Origin of the sequence: Paraburkholderia solitsugae, from assembly GCF_013177695.1 — a bacterium.
GTDB lineage: Bacteria > Pseudomonadota > Gammaproteobacteria > Burkholderiales > Burkholderiaceae > Paraburkholderia > Paraburkholderia solitsugae.
Genome location: NZ_WOEY01000141.1, coordinates 1 through 20,099, shown reverse-complemented (window position 1 = coordinate 20,099; position 20,099 = coordinate 1). Strand labels below are relative to the sequence as shown.

At 62.6% G+C, this 20,099-nt stretch carries 18 protein-coding genes; 10 read left to right on the top strand and 8 right to left on the bottom strand.

What is annotated here, in order from left to right:
* Positions 1-64: 64 nt before the first annotated feature.
* Together GNZ12_RS43995 and GNZ12_RS36420 are read left to right on the top strand one after the other, a co-directional pair.
* Positions 65-763 (top strand): PAAR domain-containing protein, encoded by a 699-nt coding sequence (locus tag GNZ12_RS43995; RefSeq protein ID WP_328806117.1) that lies wholly within the window; start codon positions 65-67, stop codon positions 761-763.
* Between the two features lie 709 nt (positions 764-1,472).
* The gene (locus GNZ12_RS36420) at positions 1,473-1,682 is read left to right on the top strand and encodes a DUF7079 family protein (RefSeq protein WP_172316860.1); all 210 of its coding nucleotides are present in this window, start codon (positions 1,473-1,475) and stop codon (positions 1,680-1,682) included.
* 262 nt (positions 1,683-1,944) lie between these two features.
* Here the strand turns inward: GNZ12_RS36420 and GNZ12_RS36415 are convergent, their stop codons facing one another.
* Entirely contained in the window at positions 1,945-2,193 is a 249-nt protein-coding gene (locus tag GNZ12_RS36415) for a hypothetical protein (protein ID WP_216673503.1), read from the bottom strand.
* An 80-nt stretch (positions 2,194-2,273) separates the two neighbouring features.
* Here GNZ12_RS36415 and GNZ12_RS36410 point away from each other — a divergent pair, with 80 nt between their 5' ends.
* Entirely contained in the window at positions 2,274-2,642 is a 369-nt protein-coding gene (locus GNZ12_RS36410) for a COG4315 family predicted lipoprotein (protein ID WP_172316858.1), read from the top strand.
* A gap of 172 nt (positions 2,643-2,814) precedes the next feature.
* Here GNZ12_RS36410 and GNZ12_RS36405 read toward each other — a convergent pair whose 3' ends face one another.
* Positions 2,815-3,081 carry a hypothetical protein gene (locus GNZ12_RS36405; RefSeq protein ID WP_172316856.1) on the bottom strand — a complete coding sequence of 89 codons (267 nt, stop codon included), beginning with the start codon at positions 3,079-3,081 and terminating at the stop codon, positions 2,815-2,817.
* Positions 3,082-3,190: 109 nt separating this feature from the next.
* Complete coding sequence (locus tag GNZ12_RS36400; RefSeq protein WP_172316854.1) at positions 3,191-4,270, bottom strand: substrate-binding domain-containing protein; 1,080 nt, start codon at positions 4,268-4,270, stop codon at positions 3,191-3,193.
* 134 nt (positions 4,271-4,404) lie between these two features.
* Here GNZ12_RS36400 and GNZ12_RS36395 point away from each other — a divergent pair, with 134 nt between their 5' ends.
* Genes GNZ12_RS36395 through GNZ12_RS36380 form a run of 4 tightly spaced genes read left to right on the top strand, consistent with a single transcriptional unit; the run spans position 4,405 to position 9,672 of the window.
* Positions 4,405-4,890 carry an NAD(P)H-dependent oxidoreductase subunit E gene (locus GNZ12_RS36395; RefSeq protein ID WP_172316852.1) on the top strand — a complete coding sequence of 162 codons (486 nt, stop codon included), beginning with the start codon at positions 4,405-4,407 and terminating at the stop codon, positions 4,888-4,890.
* Positions 4,887-6,446 (top strand): formate dehydrogenase beta subunit, encoded by a 1,560-nt coding sequence (locus GNZ12_RS36390; protein ID WP_172316850.1) that lies wholly within the window; start codon positions 4,887-4,889, stop codon positions 6,444-6,446. The genes GNZ12_RS36395 and GNZ12_RS36390 overlap by 4 nt, the downstream gene beginning before the upstream one ends.
* 14 nt (positions 6,447-6,460) lie before the next feature.
* Entirely contained in the window at positions 6,461-9,412 is a 2,952-nt protein-coding gene (gene fdhF / locus GNZ12_RS36385) for a formate dehydrogenase subunit alpha (RefSeq protein ID WP_172316848.1), read from the top strand.
* Positions 9,413-9,420: 8 nt separating this feature from the next.
* On the top strand, positions 9,421-9,672 hold the full coding sequence (locus GNZ12_RS36380; RefSeq protein ID WP_172316846.1) for a formate dehydrogenase subunit delta: 252 nt from the start codon (positions 9,421-9,423) through the stop codon (positions 9,670-9,672).
* A gap of 121 nt (positions 9,673-9,793) precedes the next feature.
* On the opposite strand, the gene GNZ12_RS36375 is transcribed toward GNZ12_RS36380, so the two are convergent.
* The 3 genes from GNZ12_RS36375 to GNZ12_RS36365 form a co-directional block, all read right to left on the bottom strand.
* Complete coding sequence (locus GNZ12_RS36375; RefSeq protein WP_172316844.1) at positions 9,794-11,518, bottom strand: FAD-dependent monooxygenase; 1,725 nt, start codon at positions 11,516-11,518, stop codon at positions 9,794-9,796.
* Positions 11,519-11,586: 68 nt separating this feature from the next.
* A complete protein-coding gene (locus GNZ12_RS36370) occupies positions 11,587-12,840 on the bottom strand; it encodes a cation diffusion facilitator family transporter (protein ID WP_216673502.1) in 1,254 nt (417 codons plus the stop codon).
* Positions 12,837-13,184, bottom strand: coding sequence for an ArsR/SmtB family transcription factor (locus tag GNZ12_RS36365; protein ID WP_120305045.1), 348 nt, complete (start codon positions 13,182-13,184; stop codon positions 12,837-12,839). The genes GNZ12_RS36370 and GNZ12_RS36365 overlap by 4 nt, the downstream gene beginning before the upstream one ends.
* Before the next feature lie 137 nt (positions 13,185-13,321).
* On the opposite strand from GNZ12_RS36365, the gene GNZ12_RS36360 reads away from it, so the two are divergent.
* Complete coding sequence (locus tag GNZ12_RS36360) at positions 13,322-15,169, top strand: tetratricopeptide repeat protein (protein ID WP_172316842.1); 1,848 nt, start codon at positions 13,322-13,324, stop codon at positions 15,167-15,169.
* Between the two features lie 115 nt (positions 15,170-15,284).
* On the opposite strand, the gene tcuC is transcribed toward GNZ12_RS36360, so the two are convergent.
* Positions 15,285-16,586, bottom strand: a complete 1,302-nt coding sequence (gene tcuC, locus GNZ12_RS36355) for an MFS transporter (RefSeq protein WP_172316840.1) — start codon at positions 16,584-16,586, stop codon at positions 15,285-15,287.
* 308 nt (positions 16,587-16,894) lie between these two features.
* On the opposite strand from tcuC, the gene GNZ12_RS36350 reads away from it, so the two are divergent.
* Complete coding sequence (locus tag GNZ12_RS36350) at positions 16,895-17,419, top strand: GNAT family N-acetyltransferase (RefSeq protein WP_172316931.1); 525 nt, start codon at positions 16,895-16,897, stop codon at positions 17,417-17,419.
* Between the two features lie 282 nt (positions 17,420-17,701).
* Positions 17,702-18,904 (top strand): hypothetical protein, encoded by a 1,203-nt coding sequence (locus GNZ12_RS36345; RefSeq protein WP_172316838.1) that lies wholly within the window; start codon positions 17,702-17,704, stop codon positions 18,902-18,904.
* Positions 18,905-18,981: 77 nt separating this feature from the next.
* Here the strand turns inward: GNZ12_RS36345 and GNZ12_RS36340 are convergent, their stop codons facing one another.
* Complete coding sequence (locus GNZ12_RS36340) at positions 18,982-19,698, bottom strand: DUF2968 domain-containing protein (RefSeq protein ID WP_172316836.1); 717 nt, start codon at positions 19,696-19,698, stop codon at positions 18,982-18,984.
* Between the last annotated feature and the right edge of the window lie 401 nt (positions 19,699-20,099).

Genomic DNA, 20,099 nt, shown 5'->3' with positions numbered 1-20,099 from the left:
TTTGCGACCATTGGTGCGCGCACGCCGTGCGGTGGGCGTGTGAGTCGAACAACGAGCGGGGTCTATGTGCAGGGGCATGCTCTGGCATATATGGGCGACACGGACAGAGGGCCTAACCATGCGTAAGGCTACGGTACGGGACGATGACCGGACGACCACGGGCGGTCGTGTCATGGGTTCCTCAACCGGGTATGCCGATCACGGCAAAAAGCTCGCGCTGGATGGTGACGTGGCGACGTGCGGCAACTGCAAGGGGACCCATAGGATATTCGGAACGGGCAAGGGAATCTCAGACAAGGGGCGCAACGTTGTTGTTGACGGTGATTCGGTACTCTGCCCGTGCGGAAAGAACCGGGTAATCGTTGGCAGCAATCCGGGATACTTTCTCACCTCGAACCACGGCTCGGCGGGTGCAAGCAGCGTGGGCAATAATTCTGCTCTTGTTACAAGCGACTCCGGTCACTGGATCAAGTTTGTATTGCGTGAATCCGTCAGTTGTGAGGGCTTGCGTTGCGCCGCGTATTTTGCGGATGGTTCTGTGGAGTACGGAGTTTTTGACTCGGACAACACGGTTCGTTTTGATCGGATAGAGGGCAACGCATGCAGCCGAGTCGAATTGCTGCTTGGTGGCAGTTCCGGGAGCTATGCTGCGGTAACCGATGCTCTTCTGTCGCAATCATGGGGTGAACAATGCCGGACAACCAAACGAATTCAAACACGGTGTACAGCGGGCCATATCAGACAAAGCAAGAGCATTCCCTAAACAGCAACATTCTCCAATCTGCCCGAGATTCATTCGAGGCCGCAGGACTATATTTTTCTAGCAATGCAATCAGCGATGCGAGTGTTCGTGCCCGTTATGCGGATGGCATCCGTCGGGTGAGCAAAATGGTCCAAGAAGAAGTTGATTCAGGAAGGATGTCCGTTGCAGACGGTGCCTCGTTTTGTCAAACCATGCGAAATCAAATCATGGAGGAGACGCGAAAAATAACTTCGCCTCAAGCGTTGCCATTTGCGCAGGTGAAGAAGGCGCAGGGACTTCATTTAGAAACCCTTTTGGACAGATAGTCGGACAGACTCTTTTCTAAGCCCTTTCGCAGCCTGACCGATGCTGAAAGGGATCGAGCGTATTACGCAGTCATCGAGGCTGCTGGGCGAAACAACGTAAAAATAACTGCAAAAACCGCCAGGCTAAGGGTTGCGGGCAAGGTCGGCATTTTGGTAACGGCGGCGCTTGCCGGATACGAAATTGTGACGGCAGACGATAAGGTCGGTGAAGCAGCAAGGCAAGGGACGGTTATTGAGGGTGGCATGATAGGAGGTGCTTTGGCGGCCCTGGCTGTGTCCTCTGTTTGTGGACCGGGAGCGCCGTTCTGTGCTATCGCCGTTCTAATCATCGGGTCGACGGCAGGAGCAACGATTACTGGCGCTGCTTACGACGTCTATATGGATGAGGTAAGGGAATTTCAGGCATGGAAAATCCGGTAGGAAAAGCTGAGCAAGAATTCATATGGGTTGTCATGTCGGAGTTTTTCGTAGACAACGAAATAGACCATGACCGCGAAGCCGCTCAAATCAGTCGCTTTCCGATGAATGTCTTAAAGGAAATATTTTTTCGAGAGGTTGCCCCCGTCTGTGGCCCCAATATGTTGACGCCTGCTCCGGCGGTCTGGGCTGGCTGATTCGGCTTGGGTTGTAAGCCAGATAAACTCTTTACTGTCATCCAAAGAGAGATCGCTCATTCGCAGGATTAGCTACGAGGCGAGCGTCCTGTACTATCGACTCCGACTTGCCGATGTATGGAGTGAGGTCGAAGATGCCATAAAGCGAGAGCGCACGGGGCAAGCTAGGCGTAGTTGATGATCTTCGCGCTAGTGTTGTCAATATGGGGTGTGGGCAGCGCGCTGATCAAATTGCCGCGCCGCCTGCTGTTTCGGGCAACCGTCACTGGTTGCACACGTGCTTCGCCCACGCTTCCATCAGCGGCCGTCGCTGTTCGAGCAGCTCAGTCCGATGGTAGGCCGCATCAACCTTGTTGGCGACCGTATGCGCGAGCGCACGTTCGGCAAGGTCTCGCGCATAGCCGTGTTCGCTGACCCAATCAGGAAAGCTGGATCTAAAACCGTGCGCCGTTGCGACCCGTCCGGGTGTGTCGCTTTGGGCTTCCGCGCGAAGCCGAGGGAATAAACGCATCCCTTCAATCGTTCATTCCCCACGCACATCCGTACACCGCGTTCCGCGCGAGACCAATACCAAGATCAGGAGCCGACATCATGCGCAAGACACTCTTCTGCCTCTCCACGCTGACTCTCCTCGCACTGCAACAGGCCGCTTTTGCCGAAGCCCCGAAGATCGTCGGTGGCCGCTTCGTCACTGCGGACGGTATGACGCTCTATACCTTTGACAAGGACACCACGCCCGGCGTGAGCGCGTGCACCGGCGGCTGCATGAGCAATTGGCCAGCGGCCATGGCGAGCCCGTCCGACAAGCCGTCAGGCGACTGGACGGTCATCCCTTCCGCCGACGGCAAACAGCAATGGGCGTACAAAGGCCATCCGCTGTATCGCTACGCGGCGGACAAGCAGGCGGGAGACATGAAGGGAGATGGCTTCAAGGACATGTGGCACGCGGCAAAGCCTTAACCGATAGCCGCTGAGCGACGGGGCCGGAGCCGAGAGGCTTGATCAAACGCACCCACGCGTACCCACGCACATCAACGAGAAACGCCGGCTGCAAGCCGGCGTTTCAAACGAACAAATAAGCGGAACACAAAAGCCGAACACAAAGGCGAAACCCGAAAACGCTGACTCGCGCTTACTCGTCTTTAGGACACTGCAAATTACAACCGTTCGGATCGCCGTTGTCGCCGCGCTTGCGCATGGACGACTTTTTGTCGGACTGGTATTTGTCCGAGGGCGCCGACGCCGCAAACGGCATCTGCGGATGTTCGGCAAGACGGAACTGATCTTGCAAGATACCGCCCGGCACGCCCGGGGAATTCTGCGCGAAAGCCACCGACCCAGTGGCGAGAAGCACACCAGCCGTTGCTGCCGCAGCACATACGTGAAGAAGAACTTTCATATCGATTCAGCGCGGCACAGCGCGCGGTTAAGGCGTAAGCGGAAGGTTAGAGATTATCCCAAACAAACGCCTCACGCAGCGGCGACGGCACCATTTTGCTTACAGTCGCTTACAGCGTAGTTGGGCCAAGCCCCACATCGAGGTCGAGCAGCTTGCCGCAGTCGCGCGGATCGTAACCCTCGAGTTGATCGACGCTCTGCCGAAACGCCGCGCCGCGCAGCAAGCCGATCACCGTGGCGAGCGGCGTGCGCTCCAGCCGGGCGCGGTCGCAGGCGAAGTAATAGTCTTCGTCGACGATCGGAATGAAGTCGAGCCCGAAGTGATGCGCCGCCGGCTCAACGCCGAAACCCACATCCGCCATGCCGCTCGCCACAAACGCCGCAATCGCCGAATGCGTGAGTTCCGTCGACGCATAACCGTTGACCCGGTCGGGATCGACCCCGATTTTTCGTAGCGCGAGATCGAGCAACATACGTGTGCCGGAACCGGGTTGACGATTGACAAAGCGAATGTCGTCGCGCGCCAGGTCGCTCAAGCCGTCGATTCGCTTTGGATTGCCCTTACCGAGAAAGAGGCCCTGCTTGCGCCGCGTCAGATGCACGAGCACGTGACGCTGCGGATCGAGCCAACGCCGATACGTATCGGCGCATGCCGCGCGGAACTCGCCTAGCGGCAGGTGGAAGCCGGCCAGATCACATTCGCCGCGGGCGAGCGCGCTCACCGCGTCCGCGCTGTCGCGGTATTTGATATCGACCGGCAGATCGTTCGCGACCAGCGCCGTGACCAGCGCCGCCACGGCGTAACCGTGCGACGCGTGGATCCGCACGTCGTCGGAGCGTGGCGCGAGCCAGCGGTTCAGTTCACTGGCGACTTCGCTCGCGAGCGCCTGCATGTTGCCGTCGAGCCGCTCGCCACACAGACGCTGCGCGCGCAACACGGCCTGCCCGAGTTCGGACAGCACCGAGCCGCGCCCACGCTCCTTCGCGATCAGCGGACCACCCAACCGCTCCTCAATGCTGCGCAACAAACCCCACGCGTGACGGTAGGACAAACCCTTAAGCGTCGCTGCCTGCGCGATGCTGCCGGATTCATCCACTAGCGCAAGCAGCGGCACCACGTCCGACAGGCTGGCCTCGCGGCCATCCGGGCCTTTCACAACCAGCTGCGCCTGACACTCGATTCTGATCATATATGCTCAACTGCTTCCTATTGCACGAGGCGTATCACCCGCCTATTGTTCAGCTATCCCATATCGAATATACGAAGCATAAGTGCACGTATTATGAATTACAAGTGCATATATGACTTTGGAGGAGCCCCCACTTGGACGATTCCACCGCCATCGCGCCGGACCAGCTCGTGCAACGTCACGCGCAGCCGGGCATGTCGCTGCTAGCGGTACTGCACGCCATTCAGGACGAACTCGGCTACGTGCCGCCCGACACGGTGGCGCCTCTCGCGCGTGCCATGAACCTGTCGCGCGCGGAAGTACACGGCGTCATCACCTACTACCACCACTTCCGCACGCAGCCCGCGGCGCCCGTCACGGTGCAACTGTGCCGCGCCGAAGCATGCCGCAGCATGGGCACCGAGGCGCTCGCCCAGCATGTCGAGGCGCACACCGGCTGCCGGTTTGATGCGGAGCATCGGCATGGCGCGACGGTCGAACTGGAATCGGTGTATTGCCTCGGCCAATGCGCCCTCTCCCCGGCGATGATGCTCAACGGTACCTTGCACGCCAGGGTCACGCCGCAAAAGTTCGACGCGTTGTTCGCAGCCGCCAGCAAATGCGTGGAGGTCGCAGCATGACGCGCATCTATGTTCCCCGTGATTCATCAGCATTGGCGCTTGGCGCGGATGCACTCGCTCAAGCGATCGAAGCTGAAGCCGCACGCCGCGGTATTGCAATCGAACTGGTTCGCAACGGTTCGCGCGGCCTGCTATGGCTCGAGCCGCTCATCGAAGTGGCGACGGCTGACGGCCGCATCGGCTATGCGAACGTCGAAGAGAGCGACGTTGCAGCGCTGTTCGACGCCGGCTTTATCGAAGGCGGCGAGCACGCGCGCCGTGTCGGCGTGGTCGATGACATACCGTATCTGAAGAAGCAGCAGCGCCTGACCTTCGCACGCATCGGCATCACCGATCCGCTTTCCGTCGACGACTACGTCGCCCACGGCGGCCTCGAAGGCTTGCGTAACGCGCTGCAAACAGACGGCGACGCCGCCTGTGAAGCGCTGATCGAATCTGGCCTGCGCGGCCGCGGCGGCGCAGCCTTCCCCGCCGGCATCAAATGGCGCACGGTACGCGGCGCCAAAGCGGCGCAGAAATACATCGTCTGCAATGCGGACGAAGGCGACTCCGGCACTTTCTCCGACCGTCTGGTGATGGAAAGCGACCCGTACGTGCTGATCGAAGGGATGATCATCGCGGGCGTCGTGACCGGCGCGACGGTCGGCTATATCTACGTGCGCAGCGAATATCCGCACTCGATTGCGACGCTCGAAGCCGCAATCGCCAAAGCGCGCGCCGCCGGCTGGCTCGGCGACAGCGTGCTCGGCTCGGCGGCGCATCGCTTCGACCTGTTCGTGGCGAAGGGCGCGGGCGCTTACGTCTGTGGCGAGGAAACCGCGCTGCTCGAATCGCTCGAAGGCAAACGCGGCATCGTGCGCGCGAAGCCGCCGGTACCGGCGTTGGTCGGCCTCTACGGCCAGCCGACGGTGATCAACAACGTCATCACGCTCGCGACGGTGCCGATCATCTTCGCGCGCGGTGCGGCGTTCTACGCAGACTTTGGCATGGGCCGTTCGCGCGGCACGCTGCCGTTCCAGCTCGCGGGCAATGTGAAGCAAGGCGGTCTGGTCGAGCTGGCATTCGGCGTCACGCTACGCGAACTGCTATTCGACTACGGTGGCGGCACGGCAAGCGGCCGGCCCGCGCGCGCGGTGCAGGTCGGTGGCCCGCTCGGCACCTATCTGCCGGAAAGCCAGTGGGACATCCCCTTGGACTACGAGGCGTACGCAGCAGTCGGCGCAGTGGTCGGCCACGGCGGCATCGTCGTGCACGACGACACGTCGAATCTCGCCGAACTCGCGCAATACGCGATGCACTTCTGCGCACTCGAATCGTGCGGCAAATGCACGCCGTGCCGGATCGGCTCGACGCGCGGCGTCGAGGTGATCGGACGGATCCGCAACGGCGACACCTCCACGAGGCAAGTGCAGTTGCTGCGCGATCTGTGCGACACGATGGTGTCCGGTTCGCTCTGCGCGATGGGCGGCATGACGCCATTCCCGGTGCTGTCCGCGCTCGACCATTTCCCCGAAGACTTCGGTCTCGATCACGCACCCAAAGCGGCTGCGGCCTGACCCAGGAGCCTCACATGTCCGACATGCTCAACTCCCCTGCCGGCGGCTGCGGCTCCGGCAACTGCGCGTGCAAATCGCAAGCCCAAGCGCAACAACGTGCGCCTCATTCGTTTTTCGACGATACCGACTACGGCACACCAGAGCGCCATGCCGATGTCGACGTCACACTGGAAATCGACGGACAGGCGGTGACGGTTCCGGCCGGCACGTCAGTGATGCGCGCCGCCGCCGAAGCCGGTGTCAACGTGCCGAAACTCTGCGCGACCGATTCGCTCGAGCCGTTCGGCTCATGCCGTTTGTGTCTGGTCGAGATCGAAGGCAAGCGCGGCTACCCCGCTTCGTGCACGACGCCCGTCGAAGCCGGTATGAAAGTGCGCACGCAAACCGATCGTCTGCAGTCGCTGCGCCGTAACGTGATGGAGTTGTACATCTCCGATCACCCGCTCGACTGCCTGACCTGCCCCGCCAACGGCGACTGCGAATTGCAGGACATGGCAGGCGTCACCGGCCTGCGCGAAGTGCGCTACGGCTTCGACGGCGCAAACCATCTGAAGGACAAGAAGGACGAATCGAATCCGTACTTCACGTACGACCCGTCGAAGTGCATCGTCTGCAATCGCTGCGTACGTGCGTGCGAAGAAACGCAAGGCACGTTCGCGCTGACGATCGCCGGACGTGGTTTCGAATCGCGCGTCGCTGCGAGCGAAAACAAGCCGTTCATGGAATCGGAGTGCGTGTCGTGCGGCGCCTGCGTCGCCGCGTGCCCGACCGCGACCTTGCAGGAAAAGACCGTCATCATGCTCGGCCAGGCTGAGCATTCAATCGTGACGACGTGCGCGTATTGCGGCGTCGGCTGCTCGTTCAAAGCCGAGATGAAGGGTAGCGAGGTCGTGCGGATGGTGCCGCACAAGAACGGCCAGGCGAACGAAGGTCACGCGTGCGTGAAGGGCCGCTTCGCATGGGGCTACGCAACGCACAAGGATCGCATCACCAAGCCGATGATCCGCGCGAAGATCACCGATCCGTGGCGCGAAGTCAGCTGGGAAGAAGCACTCAGTTACGCGGCGTCAGAATTCCGCCGCATTCAGGCGAAGTATGGCCGCGATTCGATCGGCGGCATTACATCGTCGCGCTGCACGAACGAAGAAACGTATCTGGTGCAGAAGCTCGTGCGCGCCGCGTTCGGCAACAACAACGTCGACACCTGCGCGCGCGTGTGCCACTCGCCGACCGGCTACGGCCTGAAGACCACGCTCGGCGAATCCGCCGGCACCCAGACGTTCGCCTCGGTCGACAAGGCGGACGTGATCATGGTGATCGGCGCGAATCCGACCGACGGCCACCCGGTGTTCGGTTCGCGGATGAAGCGCCGCATCCGTGAAGGCGCGAAGCTGATCGTCGTCGATCCGCGCCGCATCGATATCGTTGATACGCCGCACGTGAAGGCGTCGCATCATTTGCAATTGCGTCCCGGCACCAATGTGGCGGTGGTCAATGCGCTCGCGCACGTGATCGTGACCGAAGGGCTGTTGAACGAAGCGTTCATCGCCGAGCGCTGCGAAACGCGCGCGTTCGAGCAATGGCGTGCGTTCGTCGCCCTGCCCGAGAATGCGCCGGAAGCGACGGAGGAACTCACCGGCGTGCCCGCCGCCTCCATCCGCGAAGCTGCACGCATCTACGCCACCGGCGGCAACGCTGCGATCTACTACGGCCTCGGCGTCACCGAACACGCGCAAGGCTCGACGATGGTGATGGGCATCGCGAATCTGGCGATGGCCACCGGCAACATCGGCCGCGAAGGCGTCGGCGTGAATCCGCTGCGCGGTCAGAACAACGTGCAGGGGTCGTGCGACATGGGCTCGTTCCCGCACGAACTGCCGGGCTATCGCCATATCAGCGATTCGATCACGCGCGCGCTGTTCGAAGAAGCATGGAACGTGACGCTACAGCCCGAACCGGGCCTGCGCATCCCGAACATGTTCGACGCCGCCGTGCACGGCACGTTCAAGGGCCTGTACTGCCAGGGCGAAGATATCGTGCAGTCCGATCCGAACACGCATCACGTGTCGGCGGCGCTGTCGTCGATGGAATGCATCGTCGTGCAGGACATTTTCCTCAACGAGACCGCGAAGTACGCGCATGTGCTGCTGCCCGGTTCGTCGTTCCTCGAAAAGGACGGCACCTTCACCAACGCGGAGCGCCGCATCTCGCGCGTGCGCAAGGTGATGCCGCCAGTGCCGGGTTACGCCGACTGGGAAGTCACGGTGATGCTCGCGCGCGCGCTCGGCTATGACATGGACTATGCGCATCCGTCGCAGATCATGGACGAGATCGCGGGTCTCACGCCGACGTTCCACGGCGTGTCGTACAGGAAGCTCGACGAGCTCGGCAGCATCCAATGGCCGTGCAACGAGGACGCGCCCGACGGTACGCCGACCATGCATATCGACACCTTCGTGCGCGGCAAGGGCAAGTTCGTGATTACGAAATTTATCGCCACGCCTGAGAAGGTCACGCGCAAATTCCCGTTGCTGCTGACTACGGGCCGCATCCTGTCGCAATACAACGTCGGCGCGCAAACACGCCGCACCGAGAATTCGCGCTGGCATGACGAAGACAGGCTGGAACTGCATCCGCATGACGCGGAAGAACGCGGCATCAAGACCGACGATTGGGTCGGCATCGAATCGCGCGCGGGACAAACCGTGTTGCGCGCGAAAGTGACCGAACGGATGCAGCCAGGCGTCGTCTACACGACGTTCCACTTCCCCGAATCGGGCGCGAACGTGATCACCACCGATAGCTCGGACTGGGCGACGAACTGTCCCGAGTACAAGGTGACCGCGGTGCAGGTGATGCCGGTCGAACAGCCGTCGCAATGGCAGCAGGATTATTCGCGCTTCAACACGGAGCAGCTCGATCTGCTGAAGCAGCGTGAGCTGGCCAACGCAACGTCGGGTAAGTGAGGCGAGTCATGGACAATCAGAATCTGATCGACATGGCGAACCGGATCGGCGATTTTTTCGATTCGATGCCGGACCGCGAAGAAGCGCTCGCCGGCATCGCCGATCATATCCGCCGCTTCTGGGAGCCGCGCATGCGGCGCGCTTTGCTGGCCGCGCTCGATGAGCCGGATGTGAGCGGCATCGAGATGTCGGGCATCGTCAGGGAAGCGCTCGTCAAGCATCGTGACGGGCTGACGCCGGCTGCAGCATCTACGGTTTAGGCGGGTTCGTTCACTCCGCATCTGCCGTGCATAAGGCGGCCCATGTCACATGGGTCGCCTCGCACGGTCACCTCACGCGCCCACCAGACGGCCATTTCAGTTGGCAACCCCACCGGCGATCTCACAGTGCTGCCTGCTCCGGTATCACACCGCCCTCGGTGAACCACGCTTCGCAATGCCGCAGCAGGCCGTGCAGATCGGAACCCGTGCGCCCGCGTGCGCTGATGTAGCCGTCCGGCCGCACCAGATAGAACGACGGCCTGGTGCGTCCATAGGATTCGGACAGCGCCGGGGCGCCCTCGCCGGTCGTATCGGTCACGCGCCAGATGCGTACCGCGCCCGGCAACAATCTTTCGACTTCCGCAGCCAGTCGCTCCAGTTCCGGGTCCGGCGTAGGCGCATGTTTGGCGGCGGGATCGAGCGGCGTTTCGTCGACGGGCAGCGGCGGGACCAGCAGGAACAATGAGAAAAACGCCGGATCGTGCAGATCGAAAATGCAACCGACGCCCGGCGCGCGGCCAAGCGGCCCATCCACCACATGTACCAGCGCATCCGGCGCCCGCTCGCCGGCACGCGGGCCGCCGTCGAGCAAGCGTTCGAGCGTCAGCGGACTGCGCCGATACTGCACCGACAACTCACTGATGGTCATGCGCGCAGCATCGCGCAGCGGACCGAGTGCGGCCAGCACCGGCATCACGCGCTCGCGTAGCAGCTTCAACGGTCCATGATCGGCCTCGGCCATCTGCGTGATGAAGCCGGTTTGCCGCAGCACGTCGCGCTCGATCGGATGCCGTTCATTGTGGTACGTATCGAGCAGACGGTCAGGCGCCGCGCCTTTCAAAACGCGCGCGAGCTTCCAGCCGAGGTTGAACGCTTCCTGAATGCCCGTGTTCATCCCTTGCGCGCCGGCCGGGCTGTGCACGTGAGCCGCATCCCCCGCGAGGAAAATGCGGCCGACGCGCAGCCTCTCCACCATCCGGCTATTCAGATGGAAATACGACGACCATGCGAGCTCCGACACGTCGACGCGTTCCCGCACACGCCGGGTGATCAGCGCCTCGCATTCAGCAAGCGACGGCGGTGAAACCTGGTTGAGTGACGGCTCACCGAGCACCGCAGGCGTGGCCGACTCCGGGACCGTGGTCGGTTCGAGCGGATGATCCGCAATCAGACGATGACGGCCATGGCCCATCGGAAACAGCGCGACGAGACCCTCGCCTGACGCGAAGATATGGAATTCGTCTTCAGGCCAATCGGTTTCGGCATGCACATCGGCAAGCAGGAACGTCTGCTCGAAGGTCTTGCCCGCAAAGCTCAAGCCGAGCCGGTGACGGATCGTGCTATGCGCACCGTCAGCAGCGATCACGTACGACGGGCGCAGGGTCTCGGTATGGCCGTCCGCGCGACGCAACGTCACCTGAATGCTGGCGGAACCCTGCGCGAACATCATCAGCTCAACGCCGCGCTCGACCGTTACGCCGAGCGTGGCGAGGTGCTCCGTCAGCACACGTTCGGTCACGGATTGATCGAGAAACAGCAGATACGGATAGCGCGTGCGCAGCGGATCGAAGTCGAGACGCGCGAGACGCATGCCATTGGAAAAAAGATTGGCGATGCGCGCACGATGACCGAGGTCGAGAAACGGCTCGATCAGCCGGTGTTGTTCAAACAGTTCGAGCGTGCGCGCCTGAATACCGATGGCCCGCGAATACGGGTTCGGTTGCAGCGCTTTGTCGATCAGACGCACGGGAATGTGGGCGCGCGCCAGACTCATCGCCGCAGCGAGCCCGGTCGGCCCCGCCCCGACGATCAGCACCGGCGAAGCATCGTGAGCGGCGACGTCCATGCGGAACTCCGGAGGCGGCAAGTCGTTCTAGTGTACGCCGCCGATAATCCGCCCAACGGTGCGCTGCATCAATCGTGAGGATGATCCATTGCGCATCGATGCTCGGTGGTGCCGAGGTCGACTTGCAGCGTGGCGTGGTGCATCGAAAAACGTTCGCGAAGAGTGACGACGATGCCGTCGATCGACTCGTCGCCAGGATGGCCGGCCGGCATCACCAGATGCGCGCTGAGCGCATTGCCGGTGGTCGACAGGGCCCACACATGCAGGTCGTGCACGTCGGTGACACCGGGTTGTCCGGCGAGATAGTCGCGGATACGCTGCAGGTCGACGCCGGGCGGTACGGCGTCGAGCGCCATGCGCACCGAATCGCGCAGCAGGCCCCATGTGCCATAAACAACCACCGCGACCACGAGCAGGCTCATCACCGGGTCAAGCCACGTCCAGTTGGTATAGAGAATCACGAGACCGCTGATCGCGACCGCAGCCGAGATGGCAGCGTCCGCGGCCATATGCAGGAAAGCGCCACGTATGTTCAGGTCATCCTTCTGGCCGCGCATGAAGAGCCACGCCGAGAAGCCGTTCACGACCACGCCAACCGTCGCGACGACGAACACCACGAGTCCAGCGACCGGTGCCGGGTTCATCAGGCGTCCGACTGCCTCGGCGACGATCACGCCACACGCGAACAGCAACAGCGCCGCATTGGCGAGCGACGCCAGGATCGACGAACTGCCGTAGCCGAATGTATAGCGTGCCGACGGACGGCGCGCGACGAGCCAGGTTGCGCCCCAGGCGAGCAGCAAGCCGAGTACGTCGGAGAGATTGTGGCCGGCGTCGGCGAGCAGCGCGGTGGAATGCGCGATCACGCCGTAGACGGCTTGAACGACCACGATCGCGGCGTTCAGTGCGACGGCGAGTGCGAAGGCACGGCCGTGGCCTGCGACGGGTGCGTGGGCGTGGCTGTGGCCGGCGTGGCCGTGGGAGCTTTTGCTATGACTGTGGCCGGCGTGGCTGCCGTGGCTATGGTCACTGTCGCCCTGCCCGCTGTGACTGTCGGCGCTGTGGCTGTCGGCGGCGCCGTGGCTGTGAGCATGGTCGGCGTCGTGGCTATGGGCGTGGTCGGGGTCGTGTGAACCGCGCTCGAGTGCGCCCTGCGCGCCTGCCTCACGCTCATGCGCTCCGTGATCCTGCGCACCGCGCTCTTTCCCCTCGATCTGTGCATCTACGCCATCGATTCCGTCGAATTCCCCATCGAGCCACACCGGCGCGTGGTCGTCCTCGCGTTCGTCGGCGCCCCGGTTCGGGGTGGTGGTTTTCTTCATGACGGGTCCAGGGGAAATTCGCCGGCAGGCTCAGCCACATGCTCGAGCATGCCGGCCAGCATCGCGCTGATGTGACGGTCGGCGGCAAGATAGAACACTTGCTTGCCCTGCCGCTCCGCGCGCACGATCCGCGCCGCGCGCAACAGCCGCAGATGGTGGCTCACCAGCGACGACGACAAGCCCAGCCCTTCCGCAATCGCGCCGACCGCGCGACGCTCGTCGACGCACGCCAGCACGATGCGCAAGCGCGTTGGGTCGCCGAGCAGGCGAAACAGGTCGGCCAGCGGCACGATTGTCTCCACCGGACGGTCTTCGACGCTAACAAACAAGGGAGTGGAAGCCATGGCAGGCGGCATCTTCGGCATACATATGAACAGGTATTCACATGTTATATATATCGAGGCAACAGGTCAAATCGGAGGGCGGCCCGGCGAGTGTGGGAAAATGCGGCCTCTGCCTCATCCGAATGCCACCCCCCGTCATGCAACAAGTATTTGACCGCGCTTTCGCGGCGCATCGTGACGGCCGCCTCGACGACGCCGAACGCGGCTACCGCGCGACGCTCGACGGCAATCCCGTGCACGTCGACGCGTTGCACCTGCTGGGCGTCCTGCGCCACCAGCAGGGCCAGCACGCCGAAGCCGCCGCGCTCGTGCGGCGCGCGGTGAACCTGCGCCCGGAAGACGCCGCGCTGCAACTGAACCTCGGCAACGCGTTGAAGGCGCTGGGCCAGATCGACGACGCCATCGAACAGTTCCGGAATGCGCTCACGCTTGCGCCGTCCTTTCCGATGGCGCACTACAACCTGGGCAATGCCTACGCGTCGGTGGGCCGCCACGAAGACGCCGCCGACGCCTTCGAGAAATCGTTGCGGCTGCAACCGGACGACGCCTCGTCGCATAACAATCTCGGCAATGCATTGCACGCGCTCGGCCGTCATACGGAAGCGATTGCGTCGTTCCAGCGCGCGCTCGAACTGCGCCCGGGGCATGCGGGCGCGCTCAACAATCTGGGCATGTCGCTGAACGCGCTTGAGCGCGCGGACGAGGCGATTCCGCGCTTTCAGGCGGCGCTCGCAGTCGAACCGCGGTTCGTCGCCGCGCACTTCAATCTCGCCAATACGCTCGACGCCATCGGCCGCCATGAAGAAGCGGTCGCCTCTTTCCAGGCGGCGCTTGCTTTGCAGCCGAACCTGCCGCCCACCATCTTCGGGCTCGGCAACGCGCTCGCGGCACTGGGCCGCCATGCGCAGGCGCTGCCGTATCTCGAGCGCGCGGTCGGCCTCGATCCGCAATTCGCGCTCGCCTGGCTGAGTCTCGGCACAGCACATCAGGCGCTGGGCGCGCACGCGGCAGCTGTGCGGGCGTTCGATCAGGCGCTGCGCTTGCGCCCCGACCTTGCGTCCGCGCACATGAACCGCGCGCTTGCCTGGCTCGCGTTGCGCGATTTCGCGCGCGGGCTGCCGGAATACGAATGGCGGTTGCAAACCACCGCGCAGCCGGTCATCCAGACCTTGCCGCGCTGGCACGGCGAGCCGATCGAACAGCGCACGCTCCTCGTCCATGCCGAGCAGGGTTTCGGCGATACGTTGCAATTCGTGCGCTTCGTGCCGCTGGCCGCGCAGCGTGCAGCGCGCGTCGTGCTCGAAGTGCAGCCGCAACTGCTGCCGCTGCTTGCACCGGCCGCGCAAGCCTGGCGCGTGACCTTGATCGCCCAAGGCGCACCGCGTCCAGCGGCGGATCTGCAATGCCCGCTGCTGAGCTTGCCGCTCGCGCTCGGCACGACCTATGACACGATTCCCGCCCGCACGCCCTACCTCAGCGCGCCGCCGGCTTACAGCCGCAAATGGCGCGGTTCGCTCGGCGGTCACGCGAAGCGCAAGATCGGCATTGCGTGGTCAGGACGCATCCAGCAGAACGAAACCCGTTCGATGCCGCTCGCCGCGCTCGCACCGCTGTTCGCGCTCGAAGGGATCGACTGGATCGTGCTGCAACCTGAACTGGGCGCCGAAGAACGCGCGGCGCTCGACGCGCATCCGCGCGCGGCGTCGATTCATCGCCTGGATAGGCGGATTGGCGATTTTGCGGATACCGCGGCGATCATAGAGCGGCTCGACGCGGTCGTGTCGATCGATACGTCGATCGCTCACCTCGCCGGCGCACTGAAAAAACCGCTGTGGCTGATGCTGCCGTTCGCCGCGGATTGGCGCTGGTTCGTCGGCGAGACGCGCAGCCCGTGGTATCCGGGCGCAACGCTTCTACGCCAGCCGCAACCTGGCGATTGGGGCGACGTGGTGGAGGCGGTGGCAAACGAATTGCGCCTCGGATAACGACACCAGGCTCGTCGAAACCCGCTGCCTATGCGGCGCCCAACAAAAAACCCCGCGCTCGTGAGAACGCGGGGTTTTTGTTTGTCCGGATAAACGGTCGACCTTAAGCTGCCCCTTAAGCCGTTCGATACTGATTGCGCGACTCCGGCGTGCGATACAGCACCAGCGTCGCGATCAGTCCGCAGATCGCCGCCACGCCCAGGAACAGGCCCGGCGCTGCCTTGTTGCCGGTGGTGTGAATCAGCAGCGTCGAGATAGCCGGCGTAAAGCCGCCGATCGTCGTAGCAAGGCTGTAGGCCAGCGAGAAACCGGCGGTCCGCACTTCGACCGGCATCACTTCGGTCAGCGCCACGACCATCGCGCCGTTGTAGCTGCCGTACAGGAACGACAACCACAGTTCGACCGCCAGAAGGCGAACGAACGACGGCTCGGCAACCAGCCATTGCAGCGCCGGATACGCGGTGACGATAGTCAGGATCGTGAAGACCAGCAGCACCGGACGGCGGCCGATGCGGTCCGACAACGCGCCCGCGAGCGGCAGCCAGATCAGGTTCGACAAACCGATACAGACGGTGACGACGAGCGTATCGATCGACGACAGCTTCAGCACTTCCTTGCCGAAAGTCGGCGTGTAGGCCGTGATCATGTAGAACGACACGGTGGTCATGATGACCATGCCCATCCCGCCCAGCACGATGCCCCAGTTCGCGGCCATCGTCTTCATGATCTCGCCCATGCTCGGATGATGCTTGCGCGCCTTGAATTCCTCGGTTTCCTGCAACGAACGGCGGATCAGGAACAGGAACGGCACGATCAGGCAGCCGATCAGGAACGGCACGCGCCAGCCCCAGGCCGTCATCTGGTCAGCCGGCAACCACTTGTTCAGGAACACGCCGATCAGCGCGGCGAACACCACCGCAACCTGCTGGCTGCCCGACTGCCACGCGCAATAGAAGCCCTTGTTGCCCTTGGTGGCGATCTCCGACAGATAGACCGATACGCCGCCCAGTTCGACCCCGGCGGAGAAGCCCTGCAGCAACCGGCCGAACAGCACGAGCGCCGGGGCAAGCACACCAATAGTCGCGTAACCTGGAATCGCGGCGACCGTGAGGGTGCCGAGCGCCATCAGGCCGAGGGTGAGGATCAGGCCTTTGCGCCGGCCGTGATGGTCGATGTAGGCACCCAGCACGATGGCGCCAAGCGGGCGCATCAGGAAGCCCGCGCCGAATACCGACAGCGACAGCATCAGCGAGGCGAATTCGTTGCCACTCGGGAAATAGGTCTTGGCAATCGCGGACGCGTAATAGCCGTAGACCATGAAGTCGTACATCTCAAGAAAGTTGCCGCTGACCACGCGGAAAACTGTCTTGACCTTGGATTCTCTGGATGAGGAAGTGGCGTGTGATGCAGTAGACATGACATTCTCTTATTAGCCCGTCGCCACGCAGACGGGTGGCGCTCGGGCAGTTGAATCGATCCACTGCGCTCGGCAAGCGGATGCCACAGGCGACTTCTTGGAACGCGCGCCGGGGGCGCTGCATTTTCATGCTGAACGCATTCGTGCGGTATCAGGGTAAACGTTGTGAAATACCCGGACTCCGCAACACGTAATGTTACCGTTGATGGCACTGTCGCGCATTCCATACAGTTTCATTACAGACAACGCCCGCTCACCCATGCGGTAGACTTTTTGCAGACAGGCAATTCCCGTTGACCACCATCCCGATGCAATCCTCCCACGCACTTTCACTGCGTCCTGCGACCCTCGCGGATGCAGCACTGATCGCCTCGATCCATAGCACCAGCTGGCAGGCTACCTACCGCGGCCTGTTGCCGGACGCGTTCCTCGACGGCGAAGTTACGCGGGAGCGCGCCGCCTATTGGGAAGCACGCCTGCGCGCGCCGGGGAGCGAGCGCCGCATCGTCCTGATCGCCGAGCTCGCAGGCGAGCCGGTCGGTTTCGTCTGTGTCGAACGGCAACCGGAGTCCGCGTGGGGTGTCCTGCTCGACAACCTGCATGCGTTGCCGGCGCACCAGGGCATCGGCGCAGGCAAGCTGTTGATGCGCGCTGCCGAAGACTGGGCTCGCGCGCAAGGCGAGACGCAGTTGTACCTTTACGTGCTCGAAGGCAACACGCCGGCGATCGGCTTTTATGAGAGGCACGGCTGGCAGTTCGTCGGCGCTGAACCGGATCAGATCGGCGGCGTGGATATTACTGCTTTGCGCTATGTGTACCGGCTGGATCGATGAGATAAGCGCGCCCTGGTTTGATCGTCGCCCAGAGCGCGGCCGACTCAGGACAGAACGGCGCTTCTTTTTCGGAACAATCCGATCGTTAGTTCGGCCACTTCCAGGCATCATCTTCCACACCCCGATGGCTTCACAGTGACCGCTCATGCGGCGGCGTGCTCGACCTGAGTACGGCGTTTCCCTATAGCGTTGTCTACCGCGCTTTCATACGCATCGCTCCGAAGCCAGAGCCCCCTGAGCCGCCAGCCCGCGGCCCCTTTACGAGGCGCTGCGAAGAAACCGATGTCGACCACCATCCCCCTCACCCTGATCGAAGGCTCCATGGCGCTGCCGAGCCTGTCGCCGCTCTGCCGCCTGCTGCCCCCGCCATTCGGCCGCGATTGGGCACTGCTGCCGCCGGGGTACAGTTTGAGGGCTGAACTCAAGGCGCTCTATGCGGCCGTGTTACGTACATTTTGTCTGAATGCGGAGACCATCCGCGCGCTCTGCCAGTGGGAATCGCGGCGCTTGCCACCAGCTGCGTCATCAGGTTTCACCTCAGCTGCTCCCTCGACAACCGTGTTCGACGCACCCGTCGACGAATCGTTGCGAATGTCCGCCGAAGCCGCACCTTTCTCGCCAGTTAGCGTGCCGGCGGCTCCTGCCTCGCCGCGCGGCGCACAGGTGCATTGGGGTGCGCTAGCGGGTGGCGCCTGTGCGCTCGGTGGCGCCGCGATGCTTGCCTGGGTTGCGTTCGGTCATCTGGCGCAGCGTCACACGATTAGCGATGTCAAACCAGCTGACAAGGTCCCGGTCCGCCAGGAAGCGCAACTGGCGACTCGTCACTCGTTTGACGCAGCTGTCGTTCCCAATGCCACCGCCGACAAGCGTGCAGCGGTGCTTGCACCGAGCGCCGCGTCGTCGCCCGTGCACGTGGCAGGCGCGTCTGGATCCGCACCCGCATCGGTACCCACATCGCCTGAAATTTTGCCGAGCGCACTTGCCGCGGCTGCGCTACGCGATTTCACGGCAAGTCCCGCTTCGGAAATCGTCACGCCAGTCAACGCAATGCCGGCGCGCGCTACAGCCGGCAAGAAGGTATCGCGCCGCCAGGATAAGCAACGCAAAGACGCCGCGAACCTGTACGAAAGAAGCGACCGCCGTTCGCAGCCCACCATCGCGACGTGGTTGGCACCGCAGTTGCCATCGCAGTTGCCACGGACCTCGCCGATGAACGAAGTGCCGCAGATCGCGGTGCCGGCAATCGCACAACGAACGTCGTCGGCGCCATCGTCGGCGGGGCCTTATTCGCCACTTGCGCCATCGCAACTCGGCACCGGCGAATACGCGTCGATGACCACTTCAGCCGCCACTCACCTGCGCAATATTGCGCCGCCATCGCGCCCTGCTTCGTCGATCAATCCGCGTGGAACCAGCGAGACAGAATGGATCAATCGCATGTCGCAACGTCGCGTGACCGAGGTTCCCGATCAGTTCACGAAGTAAGCGCGTCGTTATCGAAAAGTCGAGTTGCAAAAAAAGCCCAGCCAATGTGATGGCCGGGCTTTTTTACGCTCATACGCCTACTTCTGCGTTGGCAATCCGAACTCGGTTTGCCGCTGCAACTGCATCACTTCGCCCTGTACCTGACGCAACTGCGCCTGCGCCTTTTCCTTTTCCGCGTTCAGCGCAACTGCCTCACCTTGCGTCTGCCGCTGATAGTCGTTGACCTTGGCCTGCTGCGTGCGCGCGACGTCGAGATCGGCCTGCAACCGTTTCGCGCGATCTTCCGACAACGCGATGATGTCTTCGATATACGCCTTCTGCGCTTGCAACTGCGTGCGGCGAATCTCGACGTCCGCGAGTTGCGCCGTCTGCTGGACGAAGCCGGCATAGATTGCTTCAGCGCGGCCTACGTCCCCCGACTTGATCACGCGCCAGAAATGCTTATCCTGGAAAAGCGCGACGTAGTACGTCATTTCCTGCGGATAGAAAAACAGACTCGCGCCGTAACTGCCGTTATATGTGGTGCGCAATTCGCTCAGCTTCGCGTCGTGAATCATCTGTATCAGTTCGGCGACATTGCCTTGCGCATCGCCGGCGGTAGCCGGCGTGCTCGATGCCGCGTTGCGCAGCGCCGCGGCGACCGGCTGCGGCGTTAGTGTGTTCATGGCCGGCCGCGTGCCGACCAGAGGGGCGGCCTCGCCGCTTTGCGCTGCCAGCACAAAGCCACCATGCTGCAACAGCGCACACGAGGCCGCGAGCAGCATGGCGCGCCGTACAATTAAGGGGTACTTCATACGTGCATGCTCCATGCAAATCCAAAACAGCCTTGGATTATCGCGCGGATTAGGCGCTAAGCGAAGCATTCAAGCGTCGCGCTGACCGACTTTAAATCGAGATAAATCGATAACGAATGATTTGGCCGGATGGACGCGCCAGTCGCGAAATAAAAGATTTTAGATAAGACAAAAACGCAACAATCTGACTCACGCATGACGCGTGCGGATGTTTCTCAATCTGCCTGGCGTTCGCGCGAATACAACATCGAGCAGAGCGACAATATGGAGATAGCTAGTACGACATCCCGCAATTACTTTTAATAATTGGTTGCATGGTTTATCCTGGCGGCATGAGCCGAGGTCGTCATGCAACGCCAGTGAAGCTGGCCAGGAAGGACAGAGAGGAGCTGCAGGCGCTG

Bases quoted from the DNA above. Each gene is read 5' to 3' on its own strand.
- GNZ12_RS43995 (WP_328806117.1), top strand. From the start codon at position 65: ATGTGCAGGGGCATGCTCTGGCATATATGGGCGACACGGACAGAGGGC.
- GNZ12_RS36420 (WP_172316860.1), top strand. From the start codon at position 1,473: ATGGAAAATCCGGTAGGAAAAGCTGAGCAAGAATTCATATGGGTTGTC.
- GNZ12_RS36415 (WP_216673503.1), bottom strand. From the start codon at position 2,193: ATGCGTTTATTCCCTCGGCTTCGCGCGGAAGCCCAAAGCGACACACCC.
- GNZ12_RS36410 (WP_172316858.1), top strand. From the start codon at position 2,274: ATGCGCAAGACACTCTTCTGCCTCTCCACGCTGACTCTCCTCGCACTG.
- GNZ12_RS36405 (WP_172316856.1), bottom strand. From the start codon at position 3,081: ATGAAAGTTCTTCTTCACGTATGTGCTGCGGCAGCAACGGCTGGTGTG.
- GNZ12_RS36400 (WP_172316854.1), bottom strand. From the start codon at position 4,270: ATGATCAGAATCGAGTGTCAGGCGCAGCTGGTTGTGAAAGGCCCGGAT.
- GNZ12_RS36390 (WP_172316850.1), top strand. From the start codon at position 4,887: ATGACGCGCATCTATGTTCCCCGTGATTCATCAGCATTGGCGCTTGGC.
- fdhF (WP_172316848.1), top strand. From the start codon at position 6,461: ATGTCCGACATGCTCAACTCCCCTGCCGGCGGCTGCGGCTCCGGCAAC.
- GNZ12_RS36380 (WP_172316846.1), top strand. From the start codon at position 9,421: ATGGACAATCAGAATCTGATCGACATGGCGAACCGGATCGGCGATTTT.
- GNZ12_RS36375 (WP_172316844.1), bottom strand. From the start codon at position 11,518: ATGGACGTCGCCGCTCACGATGCTTCGCCGGTGCTGATCGTCGGGGCG.
- GNZ12_RS36370 (WP_216673502.1), bottom strand. From the start codon at position 12,840: ATGAAGAAAACCACCACCCCGAACCGGGGCGCCGACGAACGCGAGGAC.
- GNZ12_RS36365 (WP_120305045.1), bottom strand. From the start codon at position 13,184: ATGGCTTCCACTCCCTTGTTTGTTAGCGTCGAAGACCGTCCGGTGGAG.
- GNZ12_RS36360 (WP_172316842.1), top strand. From the start codon at position 13,322: ATGCAACAAGTATTTGACCGCGCTTTCGCGGCGCATCGTGACGGCCGC.
- tcuC (WP_172316840.1), bottom strand. From the start codon at position 16,586: ATGTCTACTGCATCACACGCCACTTCCTCATCCAGAGAATCCAAGGTC.
- GNZ12_RS36350 (WP_172316931.1), top strand. From the start codon at position 16,895: ATGCAATCCTCCCACGCACTTTCACTGCGTCCTGCGACCCTCGCGGAT.
- GNZ12_RS36345 (WP_172316838.1), top strand. From the start codon at position 17,702: ATGTCGACCACCATCCCCCTCACCCTGATCGAAGGCTCCATGGCGCTG.
- GNZ12_RS36340 (WP_172316836.1), bottom strand. From the start codon at position 19,698: ATGAAGTACCCCTTAATTGTACGGCGCGCCATGCTGCTCGCGGCCTCG.